Below are 16636 nucleotides of genomic sequence, written 5' to 3'. Positions count from 1 at the left end.
GAATTTCAAAATGGCGATTAATACCCTATTTATTTCAAAATGAGAATTGCTGGGTTTTTAGTATCCATATAGATATAATATAGGCATCATTTTTGTTTATATGAGTTAAGCTGTCTGTCAATCTTCCATTATTGTCAACTAAAATTGACTTAGCCTTATTCTCTAGGTTAGACATCCAGGTATTATTGCATTGCTTACAGACCATTTGTGTTGTATAACCGTGAGAACTTTCTTTGTGCCCTTCAACACCTGATCGAAGAAAATCTAGTAAATCTTCAGTATCATTGGCACTTATATGTAGTGTTGAATCAAAGATACTCTTATCAAAGAAGGGTTTTAGCCATTTAGGAAATATATGCTCCTTGGAAACATCTGTAGAGCCACAAAATATGCATTTGGGTGCATTAAAACTTGGAATAACAACCACTTTTTCATTGGATTTTAATGATGTTAATATCTTTGATATATGATTGAATTGGTGTTTGTATTTTTCAGGTACGCTAACTTCAATGAAATCTTCTTGTGCAGGGGTTTGATCAACGCAATTGCCATTGCTTGATTTCAAAACCCTTAATTGGGTTTTCCCATTTGGCTCTAATACTTCAATTAGCTCAGACAGATGTTTAGCCCATTGTTTTGGAACTTTGATTTCTACTTCTGGCAATTTATGAAGCCACCTAATATATTTGTTATTGTTTATGCAAAAAGCATAGTAAACATCAAGAAATACAAGGGTATCTGAGACAACAAATTCTTTATCAAAAAATAAATAGTATTCACAAGGTATATGCTTAGAACCTAAAACCTGAATTACTTGATATGGATGCTTTAATCTAGACTCTAGTGCAACTGTAGTTTCTGAAACAAAAAAATCTTCAGCATATCCTACCTTAATCCTAGAACCAAACGTTACCACAAATTCTTGAAGGATACTCAATGGTTCTGTAAAAGAGACAACTAATTCTTTAGGTATCCAGTAGGAAAACGCAAAAAGGTTATAATTACCTTTGTCTTGAACGCACAGCAATAAATTAGATTTATGCTCTTCGTTGTTCAGTTCCTTGATAAAAAGCTGCACCCCAATTTTTAATTCTTGGATGAGATCAGGATTATTATATGTTTCAAAAACCTCATCTTCGCTGATTGAGAAATTAGATTTGAAGATATGATTAAATACATCTCCTAAAAAGAGCTTATTCATGCTTAACTGTCAATAACAATATTTACTTTAGGCTTACTTGCCCTATATTAACCGAAAACTTTATAGATGAAGTTTGAACTCCAATTGTGCGTACTACTTGTGAGGCTAATAACAGAGTTGAGCCGAAAACGGCGTCTAGAGATAAAAATTTACTCTTCCTGTTTTCCCAAATACACCTCAATAACACGAGAGTCATTTTGAACTTTTTCAAAACTACCTTCGCACAACACCGAACCTTCATGTAACACTGTTACTTTTCGGGCAATTTGACGCACAAATTCCATATCGTGTTCAATTACTAAAATGGAATGACTTTGTGCTAGTGCTAAAAGTAATTCGCCAATGTTGTAGGTTTCCTCATCTGTTAAACCAGCAACGGGTTCATCAACGAGTAACAAATCAGGTGACTGTGCTACTAACATTCCAATTTCTAAACGTTGCTTTTCTCCGTGGGAAAGTAATGCTGCTGAAATGTGTGCTTTAGGAGTTAAACCTATAGTTTCTAATAAGCCTTTAATATTATTCTTCTCAGCAGCATCAGGACGCCTAAACAAAGTAGAAAATACATTTTTATGACGATTACTGGTAATTTCTAAATTTTCACGGGGCGTTAAATTCAAGTAAATTCGGGGTGTTTGAAACTTACGCCCAATTCCCAGCCGCGCAATTTTATATTCAGGTAAAGAACGTAGGTTTCTCCCTTTGAATAAAACTCGCCCAACGGTTGGTTGTACTCTACCTGTAATCACATCTAGAAATGTTGTCTTTCCCGCTCCATTGGGGCCAATTACTACTCGTAATTCACCTACATCCATACTAAAGTTTAGCTGATTTAGTGCTTTAAAACCGTCAAAACTAACAGTTACATTTTCAGTTTCCAATATTTTCGCGTTCATGTTGCACTTCGGCGTCTTCTTCCAAGGTGGGATATGTAGCAATTTGTTGACGACGGTTGAAAAGAGAAATATTTTGACTACGCAACCATCCCACTATGCCATCAGGTAGCACTGTGACGACTATCAAAAATAGTGCGCCTTGGAAAAACAGCCAGATTTCTGCAAATTGCTCACTTAAAAAAGCGCGGGCATAATTGACTAACAAAGTTCCCACGATCGCACCAATTAAAGTAGCACGTCCCCCTACTGCCACCCAAATCACCATTTCAATGGAAAAAGCAATATCCATTGCTCTAGGCGATACAGAACCACTTTGGAGGGTGTAAAATGCTCCTGCTATGCCAGCGATCGCACCTGAAACTGCAAACACTACCACCTTAAAATCTGTAGGATCGTAGCCAGAAAATCTTACCCGACTTTCATCATCACGAATAGCTATCAACAATCTGCCAAATCGTCCACTTGTTAACCAGCGACAAATGCCGTAGGTGGCTGCGAGAAACACTACAGTCAGCGTGTAGAAAACAAATTGCGTTTTCGCATCGCTGACAGTTGCCCCAAACAAAGTTGTAAAATCTATGAGTCCATTCGTACCATTAAAAAATTGTTGTTGACCATTGAAAAAATTGAAAAATACAATAGTTCCGGCTTGAGTCAAGATAGAAAAATAAACTCCCTTGAGGCGATTTCGGAATACCAAATATCCTAATAATCCTGCCAATAACCCTGGAATTAGTACCACAGCAGCTATAGCCCAAGGAAACGAATAAAAAGGTTGCCAAAACGCGGGAAGTTCCGTAACCCCATAAAGTCCCATGAAATCAGGTAATTCGCCAGTGGGAACTTGCAGTTTTAGGTACATAGCGATCGCATATCCACCCAAACCAAAGAAAATACCATGTCCCAAACTCAGTAAACCAGTATAACCCCAAATCAAATCAATACCCAAAGCTACAATCGCCAGCGACAAAAATCGTCCCAACAAATTTAGACGAAACTCTGAAAGTAGCACTGGCATGATAATTATGAAGAAGAGTGCGATCGCTACGACAATCCCAACTTCAATTAATATTAATCTTCCTCCCTTCTTTCTCATTCTCTGCGCCTCTGCGATTTAAACATCAACAATCCGTCCCTTTTGCGGAAAAATTCCCCCAGGTTTCCACTGTAAAAACACAATAATCAGTGCAAATACCATCACCTTCGCCATACTTGTTGTCGCAAAAAACGTGAATAAATCTGCCAAAGGTTTAACAGGACTCAACAACAAAGCCAAAGTACCAGAACCAATTAAAAAATTAGCTGTACCAATTCCTAAAGCTGCCACAATCGTACCCGCTAAGTTGCCTACACCGCCGACAACAACAACCATAAAAGTATCAATAATATAGTTTTGCCCTGTATTTGGCCCTACAGAACCGAGTAAGCTAATAGCACATCCAGCCACACCAGCTAAACCAGAACCCAGGGCAAAAGTAATTGCATCAACTTTTTGAGTTGGGATACCTAAACAAGCGCTCATACTCCGGTTTTGTGTCACAGCCCGAATCCTTAACCCCCAGTTAGAACGTTGTAAAAATAAATAAATTCCGGCAACACAGATTGTCGTTAAAGCAATAATAAATAATCTTGCAAAAGGCAATTGAACGCCACCCAAAGACATCCCTGTTTGTAACCATGTAGGCGCCGTTACATCCACATTTTGAGCGCCAAACCAAGGTTTAGTCACTGCAAGCTGATAAGTTTGGCTCAATAAATTGCCCGTTGTTATTGTCACTCCCAGCGATAGCAACAACATCAATGCTACAACCCAGCTACGAACTCTTCCCAAATTCATCCGGGAATTTAAAATCCATAAACCTCCAAAAAACAACAGAGAAAATATAGCTATGGCAATGATCAATACCCAATTCACACTGCGAACAAATTGCTGGAAAATCAAACTTACTCCCCAAGTTGCTAGTAGAGTTTCTAGAGGACGTCCATAGAGATAACGAATCACACTTCTTTCTAGAATTAATCCCACAATAGCGGTGAAAATAAAAGCAATAATCAAAGCCAAAAATATATAAACTTCAAACCATATCCCACCCAATTGTTTACAAACACTTTGCACAACAAACGTTGTATAAGCACCAAACATCATCAATTCACCATGCGCCATATTGATGACGCCCATTAATCCAAATATTATGGCTAATCCCAACGCGGCAATTAATAATACAGCGCCAATACTAATACCATTAAATACAGCTTCTAAAAATCCTGTTAACACTTATTTTTCCCCAATAGCTATCAGCTAGTAGTTAGTGCCTCGTTCCCAGTCTCCGACTGGGAATGCCTATTAGGAGGCTCCGCCTACCGTAAAAGCGGCAAAGCCGTATGAGGTGTATTTCCAGGTAGAACCTGGAAACGAGAACTTCAAAAATTAGGTTTTCTTGTATTTACCACCCTTAGCTGGATCAGCCCAATCACAAGCAAATCCTTTAGTCTCTTTTACAAATTGATTCCAGGGAACTGGATCAACTGCGGCAGGAGTAGCATAAACAATATCAAACAAACCATCTTGCCTGACTTGACCAATGCGTACAACTTTGGATATGTGATGATTGGCGTCCATTGTCACTTTACCTTCAGGTGCGTCTATGGTTTGACCGTATGCCGCAGCACGCACTTTATCTAACTCAATAGTGCCAGCTTTTTCTACTGCTTGCTTCCACAAATAAACTGCAATATAGGCTGCTTCCATTGGGTCATTTGTTACCCGATTTTCACCGTACTCTTTCTTAAAAGCTGCCACAAACTTTTTATTAGCAGGTGTGTCTACTGTTTGGAAGTAATTCCAGGCAGCGTAGTGACCTTTGAGATACTCTACACCAATTGCTTGGACTTCTTCTTCGGCAATACTTACAGACATGGAAGGATATTTTTCTGGTGTCAATCCAGCCCCTTTCAATTGTTTGAAAAAAGCAACATTACTATCACCATTTAGAGTGTTATAAATCACACCACCGTTTGGCAAGTTTTGCTTAATTTTAGTGATGATAGGTGTAACTTCTGCATTGCCAAGAGGTAAATAATCCTCACCAACTACTTTCCCACCTAATGCTTCTAATTGAGCTTTAATAATTGTGTTAGCAGTCCGGGGAAAAACGTAGTCTGAGCCAACTAAGAAAAATTCTTTCCCCTTATTTTTCAACAGCCAATCAACAGATGGTTCAATTTGTTGATTTGGCGCAGCGCCAGTGTAAAAAATGTTTTTAGAACACTCTTGACCTTCATATTGCACTGGATACCAGAGCATGTGGTTTTTGCTCTCAAATACTGGTTTCACATTCTTGCGGCTAGCAGAAGTCCAACAACCAAAAACGACAGAAACTTTATCTTGATCTATCAGCTTGGTTGCTTTTTCCCTAAAAGTATCCCAGTTAGAAGCACCATCTTCGGTAATTGCTGCAATTTGTTTACCTAAGACACCACCTGTAGCGTTAATTTCTTTAATTGCTAATTTTTCAGCATCGACAACGCTTTTTTCACTAATAGCCATTGTGCCACTGAGGGAGTGCAAAATACCTACTTTAATAGTCTCACTACTAGCAGCAGATAAAGAAGCAGTGGGGGAGGCGGTTGGAGCCTCTGTAACAGTTGGGGAATTATTCGTGCAAGCCTTCAGGAAAATGCTGCTTCCAAAAGTTACAGAGCCGTAGATCAAAAACTTACGTCGATTAAATTGTTTACTCATATCTTGATGAATTTTCCTCTTGATGAATCAGCTAACTCATAGGATGCTGACAATATCAACCTTTAAACTGTGATATTGGTGTGATAGTTTACTAAGCAAAAAGTTACTTCTTATACAAAAAATTTTGTTTCTGTTATAAAAAATTAACTTTGAAATATTATACTTTGTTAAGTTTGCATATTTGCGGGATGATTTATCTCACGCAGAGGCGCAGAGACGCAGAGAGGATAAAGAGTTTTAAATTTTAATACATAAAATTTCATCCCTTGATTTAGCAACGCGAAAATTCGTTATAAATTGGGCGAAATTATCCCCTAATTCAGCAACGCCGTAATAATTTCGTCTTCTTTACCAGATGCAAACTTAGCAAAACGCTGTGCTAAGGGTGGTACTATTACCAAAGGATTGCTAAACCCAGAGAAAATATGGACGCCCTTAAATTCAGGGATAGCACCAATTAAGGGGAGTCTGTTGCTACTAAATGCTACTAAGCAATGATACCAAGTCCCTGGTAAATTCTCCAAAGCTGGTAAAACTTGACCGATACTTTTTCGCAGCCATTTTTCGCTTGCCTCTGAGTTTATCTTGGCATGAGGATCTGCGATCGCACGGCTAATTTGACCCAAACGCAAGCTACCATCTTGAAACTGAATCGCACCTGCATCTAAAATCGGCGGTACTAATTCTTTACCTGGTTCATCCCACAATTTATCAACTTGAGTCGATTGGGCTTCTAATTGAAACCGTTGCAGATTAGCTGGCATAACTAAGGTGCGTAACCTGACATCAATGGGTGGGGTTTCGATAATTTCTGCGTGAGTAAAATATAACTTGATGGAAATACCAACAGATTTTAGTAGCTGTCGGCTGAGTCCACCTGCACAAATAACAACATTAGCACTATGAAAAGTTGCAGTAGTCGTTTTGACACCATCTTTCAGTATTTGCAAAACTTGGGTAATCTGCGTTTCACCCCCAGCCCGCTCAAAAGCTTGGATGTAAGCTATTATTGTTTTTTCTGGGTGAATATGACCGTGTTTAACAGTTAAAGCGCCAGATATTGCCTCTCGATTTAGCAGTGGTTCTAACTCACAAGCTTCTTGAACACTGAGTAAACGAGGTGGAATAGCAAAATGATTATATGATGCTCCCGTTGCCTCTAGGTCATCGTGGACAGAAATAGTAAGTAATAAATCTAATTCCCGAAACTGAATATCAGCGTCTAACTCTTGAGATAAGATATGATAACGTGCGATCGCTTCTTCGCACAATTGACGAGTTAGTGGTGTAGTACCCGACCAATAAGCAAGTCCACCGTAACTATAGCAAGTTGCATTCTGTGGTGTTTTGTATTGCTCCAACAAAAGTACAGAAAAGCCTGTTTTCGCTAATTCATAGGCGAGTGTAGCACCCGTAATTCCACCGCCAACAACAATCCAGTCGTAGGTTTTCATACTTTTTAATAAGTTGCTTGCAAACGTTGTAAAAGATATTCTCCTGCTAAGATAGGAGGATAGATAGGCGATCGCTCTTTCTGGCAACTCTCCAGACAAGCTATTTCTGTATCATCATTGGGATGACAGAAAAAAGCAATAGAATACCGCGATTGCTGCACCCTGTTGTCATTGGGAATCATTACCCGGTGCTTGGTTGAGCAAAACATATCATTTGTCCACCGTTGCATTAAATCGCCGATATTGACCACTACAGTATCAGGAATTATCGGCGCTGCAATCCAATATCCAGAAGCTGTCTCCACTTCCAACCCTCCAACTTCATCTTGAAAAAGTAAAGTAATACTGCCATAATCAGAATGCTCACCAGCACGCATCTGTCCCCGTTTGGGTGGTGTCTGTAATGGGGGATAGTGGAGCGATCGCAAGGTATGATTTTGTTGATTGTGCCTTGTAACAAAAAAATTTTCTGGCAATTCTAACGCCAAAGCAAATGTTTGTAACATTATGTTAGCAAGTTCTGTGCAACTATCATAAAAGGCGTGAATAGAAGGAGCTATCCTTACAGCTTCTTGTTTGCCTAAATTCAACGCCTCTTTGAGGTCGCCTGGTTGATTGGGATTAAGGCGTTCTCTTTCCAGACCAACGTAACCCGTATTACTAAATTCATCATTCCAAGCTTGCTTTTGCTTAACTTCTAAAGGTAGATTAAAGAAAGATTTGCTGTGAGTGAATACTTGCTCAACTAAGTCTTTTGATATTCTCGAATTTTGTAAATACATGAAGCCAATTTCATGACAAGCTTGATAGATTTGTTTGACAACAGTTTGCCGAGTTGCTGTATTACCTTCGGCGAAGGCAGCTAAATCAATTACTGGAATTGTAACCATTTATCATTGGAGATATTTTGTTAACAATAAACAGTACAGACCGAGATTAATCGCGTCTGTATAGAAGTCAGGATTCATACCAAATACAGTAGACCTCTTGCATAAATAATTTTTTGTCTCACGCAAAGGCGCAAAGGCGCAAAGAAGAAAGCGAAAAGAAGGACTTTTGCAAGAGGTCTAGTAGACTGACAGTAGTAGAATGTCCTACGGTGTTAATCCTAACGTACCCCTTTAATTAAAGATAAAATAAAATCCTAGTTCATAGTAAGTGCTGAAGCGGTCATGCAAAAAAACTCAACTCCTTGTTTTCAAAATCCAAAATAGAATTACAATAATCGTGAGGTTTCAATTTTCCATTTCCAATACCTATTTGAAAAATGATTGCCACAGATAGAGTGTCCAAAAGCTTATCAATCAACTCTTTCTCTACAAGACGCTACGCGAACACAATCCAAAATTGGTATGAGCTATGTTTGCACTAGTCTCACCTGAAAAAATTCAGCTACCTGCGGGGGCAGTTGTCCGGCTGCCTGCAACTTGGCAAGATTACCAGGTTTTGTGTCAGCAACGGGGTAACAATTCAATTCCCCGCATAAAATACCAAAATGGAGAAGTCTTGCTCATGTCTCCGCTTCCTAAACATGGACGTGATGCCCATTTAATTGCAAATATTATCACAGTCTTGCTGGATTATCTTGAACGTGAATATGATGCTTTTACTCCTGTCACAATAGAATTACCAGAGGAGAGTGGCATCGAACCAGACTATTGTTTTTACATTGACAATTGGGAGGCGGTATCTGGTAAGGAGCGAATTGATTGGAGAATAGATCCTCCTCCCGATTTAGTGCTGGAAATTGATGTTACGAGCTATTCTGATGTCAATGATTACCTGCCTTATCAAGTGCCGGAAGTTTGGCTGTATCGCAAAAAACAACTGTGGATTTATCAGTTGCAGGGTACAGAATATATTGCTCAAACTCAAAGCCAATATTTTCCAGATATAAACATTGAGGATATAGTTACTAGGTGTTTTGAAGTTGCCTATGAGCGAAATACTAGTGCCGCAATTCGTGAACTCAAACAGCGTTTAGGTTAAACTTTTGCTCATTTGTTAATCCAGATGAGTTATGTTACAAAAACTGGTGCTAGTTTGAAAGAATGTCTAAGGCAAACTCAAGCTTGCCCGGCTAGATATTATTCAGATTTTTGCCATTTACTTAATGACGCGATCGCCTTCACCAATTCTTCTGGATCTACAGGCTTGGAAATATGCAGTTGAAATCCGACAGCGATCGCTTGCTGATAATCTATCTCACCAGCATAAGCAGTTAAAGCGATCGCTGGAATTGTCCCTCCTTCCTCTGGTTCCAGACTTCTCACCTGTCGCATCAACATATAGCCATCCATTTCTGGCATCCCGATGTCGCTGATGATCACATTTGGCTGGCATTGACTCAGCGCAGTTAAAGCTTCAATTGCTGAGGCTACGGTGATTACAGTTGCACCATACTGCTCTAGCATAAAAGGCAAAAACTCTCGCATATCTGCATCATCATCTACTACGAGAATCTCTAAGCCAAACAAGGGTAAAGATTTATCTTTCACAAGGAAGGAGTTATCTTTTGCATCCTTGATTCCTTTGGTTTCATTCTGTAAACATGGCAGTCTGACGGTAAAAGTTGCTCCTTGATTTTCACCTAGACTTTCTACCTGAACAGTGCCCCCGTGAAGCTCTACAAGATGTCGGACGATCGCTAATCCTAAACCTAAACCGCCAAATTTCCGAGTTGTGGCACTATCTGCTTGACGGAAATAATCAAAGACATAAGGTAAAAACTCAGGTGCAATCCCTTTCCCTGTATCAGTTACGCAGATTTGTATCTCTGGGCCAAGTTGCTCTAATTTAATCTTTACCTCTCCCCCACTGGGAGTAAACTTAATAGCATTGGAAAGAATATTCCAAAAGACTTGTTGCAATCGATTGGCATCACCTAAAACTTGCCCTACACAAGATTCAATAATTATCAGAATTGGGATGGACTTGGCTTCAGCTGATAAACGCACTGTTTCGATCGCAGCTTCAATGACTGATATCAAATTAATCCGGTTGAAGTTGAGGTTAAGTTTACCCTGAAGGATACGGGAGACATCGAGCAAATCTTCAATTAATTGAGTTTGTAACTTGGCATTACGCTCAATGGTTTCTAGAGCGCGATCGCTTGTTGCTTGATCAAGTTTGCGACTCCGCATCAGTTTTGCCCAACCCAGAATCGGGTTGAGCGGTGTCCTCAATTCATGGGAGAGGACGGCTAGAAATTCATCTTTGACGCGGTTTGCTGATTCAGCAGCGTTTCGTGCCGTTCGTTCGGCTTCGTAGAGGTAAGCACGAGCGATCGCTTGGGCGCATTGTTGAGCAAGGGCTAAAATAAACGCTTGATCTTCTCCACTAAGTAGTTGAGGCTCGGCAAATCCTAAAGTTATACCTCCAACTGCCCCACCTTCTATCATCAATGGAATAGAAATCCAGGTATCAAAGTCATATTGGGCATAAATTTCAGCCAAATGTGGGTAGCGAGCTACTCGATTTTTTGTTGCTTGTGCCCAAATAGGTTGTCCAGTCCGCACGGCTTCCGCTAAGGGAGAAGGTGAATCGATGGAAAGATGACGCCAAGCCTCCACCAAATCTTGCTTATAGCCAACCGCCCGGACAATTTCCAATTCAGTTTTACTTTCATTCACCAAGGCGACGAGGGCAGAACTGGCTCCCAAAGCAGCCATACTCTGCTCGACAATGACTTCAGAAACTTGGGCTGGTGTCAAGGATTCTGAAAGGGCAGCCGTGATCGATTGGAGACGAGCAATGCGCTCCAGCGCTCGTTCTGCTATTTTTTGGGCTTGCTGTGCTTCTTGGTAAAGGCGAGCATTATCAATGGCGATCGCAGCTCGATGAGCAACATCTTCCGCCAGTGATAAATCAGTTGTGCTGTAACGATGTTCTGATTCAGCAGTCACAAAGGAAATGGCACCAAAAATTTTTTCGCGTGCCATCAAAGGCAAAATTATACATGACTTTAAACCAAGTTCACGCACAATCCGCAGATGTTCTGGATCTGCGATACCTGCTGCTAGGGCTGCATCTGAAATTTCAGCTACCATTTCAGCAATTCCTGTACGCAGTACTTTCGGCACAGCTTCATCTGCATCCAACTTGCTGGGATAACGTTGATCAAGTTCCCAGCCAAGTTTCACTTTCTCTGGATCACGGTGGGCAACTGCTACCCGATTAATTGATTGGTTGTCTTGCAGGAGATCAACGCTGCACCAATCGGCAAAGTAAGGCACAACTAGATTTGCCACGCTTGTTAGCGTGCTTTCGTAATCGAGGGAAGAGGCGAGTGTTGCACTGACTTGAGCTAAAAATGTTGCTCGTTGTTGATTGGCTTCTGCTTCCTGTCGGGCGGTTTGCTCTTGAATCAGTTGGATACGTTCGGCTTCAGATTGTTTGCGTTCTGTAGTATCAAGCATAACACCACTCATGTGTGTGGCTTTACCGACTTGGTTAAAAAAGGCTTTTCCCCGGCAGGCTAAGTAACGGATACTGCCGTCATCCCGAATAATTCGATACTCTAGATTATGCTCGACGCTTTCGTTAATTGCTCGACTCAACGATTGAACCAACAATGCCTGATCATCTGGATGCAGACGAGCTAAAATTGCTTCGGAGGTGGTAACAAAGGTTTCAGGTGTTAACCCAAATACTTGATAAACCTGCTCATCCCAGTAAAACTGATCATTAGCAATATCCCAACTCCAAACCCCAATTTTACCAGATTCTAACGCTAGGTTAAGTTGTTCTTTGCTATCTTCTAGACCTTGATAAAGACGAGCATTTTCAAGAGAGATCGCAATTTGAACTGTCAAAATTTCCAGTATAGAAAGTTTATCCTGTGTAAAAGCACTGGGGATAAAATTGTTTTCTAAGTATAAAATACCAAGTAATTTTGACTGACGAGCGATCGCTAAACAAAGCACAGATTTCGGTTGCTTTTGGATTATATACTCGTCTCCCGAAAACAGATTTTGCTCACTGGCATTATGCAAAATCACTATTTCTTGAGTTCGCTGAACATAATTTAAGATTGATTGCGGAATAACTTGTGGAATTTCAGCTTCTAATACAAGTCGAGAAACATTGAGATTTTCTGATTGGGGATTAACCTTAGCTTCTACTTCGATTACTAGATTTTCCTCGTGAGCAAGTAATAAATAACCGATTTCTGCTCCAGCTTGCTCGATAACAATCTGCATTAATGTCTTCAATAACTGAGGAAGAACAATTTCACTAGATATAGTTTGAGACGCTTTAACGACTGATAGAAAGTCTAGGTGTTCACCCGTACTAAAAAACGTTTCGTTAGAGACAAGTTGTTGTTGTGGTAATAGCTGAGGATAGCACTCTTCTAGCTGCTTGATTTTGGCAGATGCCTCCCAGCGTAGATAGGCATTTTTAGCTTCTTGTAAGTAAGTTTTGGCAATTAATTCAAACTTTCGCTCCAAGTAAAACTTAGCGCCTAGCTCATTAGCCAAAGCTTCATATTGCACAAATCCCTGCTCACGGGCTGAACCAATTGATTGCTCATACAGGCGCATTGCTTCTAATTCCCGGCCTTCAATCCGAGCCATTTCAGCAGCTACTAATTGAGACTTGTGTAAGAAGTTAGCAGGGCAGTTGTTAGCCCAGTATTGCAATTGATGCTGATGCGATTCTAGGGTTTGCAAAAACTGTTCTTGCTCTTGATAAGATACTGTTGGATAAAGAGCCGCTAAAGTTAGTGAGTAATATAAAACATAATCTGTCTCAATCGGTAATGCCAATGTACTAACTGGAAACCTGGACAATTCTAAGGCACAATTCAGGGCTTCTGCATACTGTCGATATGTAAAAAATATAATTAATTTAATAATGTGATAAAAAATAATTCCACTGACAAAACCTGCATCTGTAATAATAGACAGAGCTTGTGTTTCATCAAATTCATCATTACTTAGAGTTAGGTTATGCTGAGTGAGTCCCCGCAGATTCATTAGTAGCATCTGCTGTAATCTGATTGTTCGATAGACAGCCTCATGTTTAGACTGACTGGCAAAGGTAGTGTATTTTTCCAGAGATTTGTATGTATCTGAAAGTGGAGAGCCTAACTGGATAATTTGCCAAGAGCTTTGATAGCCATTGTAATTTGCCATTGTCACATCACCTGCTTCCACACAGCCGATAAATCCCCGCTCTAAAAAGGAAATATCAGTAGCAATATGGTTACACCAAACGTTAACATGACTTCCATGAATGTGCAGAACAGTTCCTTTAAGTTTTAAATCATTAAACTTTTCATTCAATTGAATTGTCATCTCGGAAAATGCGTAGCCTGTAGGAATATCATGGAAGATGGAAACCAACAACATGGCATACATACTGTAAGCAAAACAGGAATCTTCCGTATTACCAAACTTTAGTGAATAATTAACTGCTTTGAGTACAACTAACGGAAAGATTTGGGGTCTACCGAGATAAGTAGGTGGTCCCAGAGTCGTCAACAAACTAATCAGTGTTTTAATATTTAGGTCTTGGATTATCGGAGCATCAATTAAATCAGAGACTTGTCTATTACCTAGATTTGCTAATACCTGGCTTTTTTCAATTGCGAGCAGCGCTTCTATTTGCTCATTTATATCAGGGAATGTTACCCCAAAAAGTTTTAAAGTTTCTAATCCTAACGTCAGTGCCTCTTCATATCTACCTGCAACTTGATAAAGTCTAATTTGCAGCATATAGATGTTGGCTTTTTCGATATGAGATTCTACTTTGAGCAATAAATTCTCAAATAACTCTTCCGCTTGCTCTAAATTTCCTATTAAGAATTCACATTCAGCTCGTTCTTTAAATAAAGTAAATGTTTGTCCATATTGTTCAATCCAGGCATTTGCAGCCAAAAGATTCATAGCAACGCTAAAAAACTTTTTAGCAGTAGTATAAGCTGTAGAAGCTTTTGCCCTCTTGCCAGCGATTAAATTCAATCGCACTAATTCATCTTTTTCTTTATGTTCAATAATTAAATCTCCAGCGAGATTGAGTTGATTGACTAAATCAAAAATTTGTTCATTCACTTGTTCAGGACTAGCATTTTTTAGCAAAATTCGCCCAATTGTTAAATGAACTGCTGGCTTCGATTCATCGGCAATTAAGGAGTATGCAGCTTGTTGAATTCGGTCATGGTAGAACCGATAGTTTTTTTCAGCACTTTCATCTGACTCAATGCAGATAATTAATCCTCTTAAAATAGCTTCAACAAGTGCTTTTGCCGTTTCCTCAATAGATTGTTCACTAACGATCGCTAAAATTTCTAAATCAAAACGATTACCGATGCAGGAGGCTAATTTAAGCACCTGTTGAGTTGCTTTTGGCAGTTTTTGCATCCGCGCAATCATCAGATTAACAATATTATCTGTAATACCCTGAGCTTCAATCTGAGCTAGATCCCATTCCCACCCCCCTTTACTTCCCCCCTTGCTAAGGGGGGATTGAGGGGGGTAAAAATTCAGCAGATTTTCTTGATGCAATGTTTTCAGAAACTCATTGACAAAAAAAGGATTACCGTCAGTTTTTTGGAAAATAAATTTAGCAAGAGGTGCTGCTTGTTCTGCTGAAGTATGTAAGGTATCAGCAATCAACTGATTTACATAAATAAGATTCAAAGGTGTAAGCAAAATTTCAGTCGTTTTTGCTCCATGCTGGCGAACCTTCTCTATCATCAAATTAAAGAGATGTACAACATCTACTTCGTTATCTCGATACGCCAAAATGAAGCAAAGATATTGGATATTAGAGCCAGTAATGATAGTTTGAATTAAATTCAAAGTGGCGCTGTCTGCCCACTGCATATCATCTAAAAAAACAGTGAGTGGATGTTCTTTTTGAGCAAAGACGCTGATAAAGTTCTGAAACACCAAATTGGATCGATTTTGAGATTCAGCAGGCCCCAACTCTGGTATAGGAAGCTGTTCGCCAACGATTAATTCAACTTCTGGAATTACATCTGCAATTAGTCTACCATTGTTTCCTAATGCCGCTTGTATTCGCTTTTTCCAAGTGGCAAGTTGATCTTTAGGCTGCGTTAAAATTTGTCGAACGAGTGTTTGAAAAGCTTGAACAATAGTGAAATAGGGAATATCACGTTTGTACTGCTCAAACTTACCACAGATAAAAAAACCGCGTTCTCTGACAATGGGTTTGTGAATCTCTTTTACTAGAGAAGATTTACCAACCCCAGCATAGCCAGAAACTAATACAAGTTCTAATTTACCTTGGCTAACAACTCGCTCAAATGCTTGCAAAAGCTTGGCAATCTCTTGTTCTCGTCCATACAATTTCTGGGGAATTTGAAAGCGTTCTGAGATATCTTGCTTACCTAAGATAAAAGACTGAATTTGTCCGGTTGTTTCTAATTGCTTTAAGCATTGTTCTAAATCAAATTGCAAACCTAAAGCACTTTGATATCTTTGTTCTGCAACCTTTGACAGTAATTTAATAATGATGTCAGAGAGGATTTGGGGAATATTAGAGTTTAATTTTGTCAGGGATAACGGAGATTTAGCAATATGACAATGTACCCACTCTAAAGGGTCTTTACCTTGAAACGGTAGCTGACCTGTCAGCATCTCATAAAAGGTAACTCCCAGTGAATACAAATCGCTGCGATGGTCAATTCCTTGATTCATCCGCCCGGTTTGTTCTGGTGACAAATAAGGTAGACTGCCTTCTATACGACTGGAACTGCTAACCCTTTGCTGCTCGTAGGGAATGAAGGCTGCAATTCCAAAATCGGCAATTTTGACCTCATTTGATTCGAGATTAACTAAGATATTTTGTGGCTTAATATCCTTGTGAACAATGTGATGAGTGTGGATTTGTGCGAGTCTACTGGTGATTTGAATAGCAATCTTTAGAAACGAGATAGGCTGTTGAAATTGGTCTAGCAACTGGTCGAGCGATCGCCCTTTAAAATCCTCTAAAATTAAATAAGGGATTCCCTGGTGCATCTCTAAGGCGTAGGCTTTGACAACTGCTGCGATATTTAACCTTTGAGCGATCGCATATTCATGTTTGAGTTGCTCAATATTCTTGGGTGTACACTGTTCTGCACGTAGCCCTTTGATAATTACTGGACACTGATCTTCAACCCTGACTCCCCGGTAGATGACTGCTTTTACCCCTGCTTTTAGCGAAGTAACAATTATAAATCCGGGTAATGCAATCATCATACTAAATACTCCTAATAGCCCTGCTTCTTCAGGGAGAATGAGAGATTAATTGTATTTTATATACATTCTCTTGGGCAGGTTAAATTTAGATGATATCAAGTTCGGATAATTAGTTCTGCTGATTCACAAACCCA

The 16636-nt window shown here is 39.6% G+C and carries 9 protein-coding genes; 1 reads left to right on the top strand and 8 read right to left on the bottom strand.

All coding sequences use genetic code 11. The features are described 5' to 3' along the window. Positions 1-34: 34 nt before the first annotated feature. The 7 genes from F8S12_RS30230 to F8S12_RS30200 all read right to left on the bottom strand — a co-directional run bounded on the left by F8S12_RS30230 (position 35) and on the right by F8S12_RS30200 (position 8183). A complete protein-coding gene (locus tag F8S12_RS30230) occupies positions 35-1201 on the bottom strand; it encodes a hypothetical protein (protein WP_196519952.1) in 1167 nt (388 codons plus the stop codon). Between the two features lie 149 nt (positions 1202-1350). Next, positions 1351-2097: an urea ABC transporter ATP-binding protein UrtD gene (gene urtD / locus F8S12_RS30225; RefSeq protein WP_196519951.1), complete on the bottom strand. Its 747-nt coding sequence runs from the start codon at positions 2095-2097 to the stop codon at positions 1351-1353. Continuing rightward, on the bottom strand, positions 2072-3193 hold the full coding sequence (urtC, locus tag F8S12_RS30220; RefSeq protein WP_196519950.1) for an urea ABC transporter permease subunit UrtC: 1122 nt from the start codon (positions 3191-3193) through the stop codon (positions 2072-2074). Before urtC ends, urtD begins: the two co-directional genes overlap by 26 nt. A gap of 18 nt (positions 3194-3211) precedes the next feature. Continuing rightward, positions 3212-4372, bottom strand: a complete 1161-nt coding sequence (locus tag F8S12_RS30215; RefSeq protein ID WP_196519949.1) for an ABC transporter permease subunit — start codon at positions 4370-4372, stop codon at positions 3212-3214. A gap of 153 nt (positions 4373-4525) precedes the next feature. Next, positions 4526-5839, bottom strand: coding sequence for an urea ABC transporter substrate-binding protein (urtA, locus tag F8S12_RS30210; RefSeq protein WP_196519948.1), 1314 nt, complete (start codon positions 5837-5839; stop codon positions 4526-4528). 314 nt (positions 5840-6153) lie between these two features. Beyond that, positions 6154-7293, bottom strand: coding sequence for an NAD(P)/FAD-dependent oxidoreductase (locus F8S12_RS30205; protein WP_196519947.1), 1140 nt, complete (start codon positions 7291-7293; stop codon positions 6154-6156). A gap of 5 nt (positions 7294-7298) precedes the next feature. Next, entirely contained in the window at positions 7299-8183 is an 885-nt protein-coding gene (locus F8S12_RS30200; protein ID WP_196519946.1) for an isopenicillin N synthase family dioxygenase, read from the bottom strand. A 469-nt stretch (positions 8184-8652) separates the two neighbouring features. Between F8S12_RS30200 and F8S12_RS30195 the strand changes: the two genes are divergently transcribed. Further along, entirely contained in the window at positions 8653-9282 is a 630-nt protein-coding gene (locus tag F8S12_RS30195; RefSeq protein WP_196519945.1) for a Uma2 family endonuclease, read from the top strand. A 98-nt stretch (positions 9283-9380) separates the two neighbouring features. On the opposite strand, the gene F8S12_RS30190 is transcribed toward F8S12_RS30195, so the two are convergent. Next, positions 9381-16502 carry an AAA family ATPase gene (locus tag F8S12_RS30190; protein WP_196519944.1) on the bottom strand — a complete coding sequence of 2374 codons (7122 nt, stop codon included), beginning with the start codon at positions 16500-16502 and terminating at the stop codon, positions 9381-9383. Positions 16503-16636 lie beyond the last annotated feature (134 nt).

The sequence above is a fragment of the Nostoc sp. WHI genome (assembly GCF_015714725.1).
In the GTDB taxonomy this organism is placed as follows: Bacteria; Cyanobacteriota; Cyanobacteriia; order Cyanobacteriales; family Nostocaceae; genus Nostoc.
The sequence above is the reverse complement of the archived record's forward strand: the minus strand, read 5'-3'. Positions and strand labels throughout refer to the sequence as shown.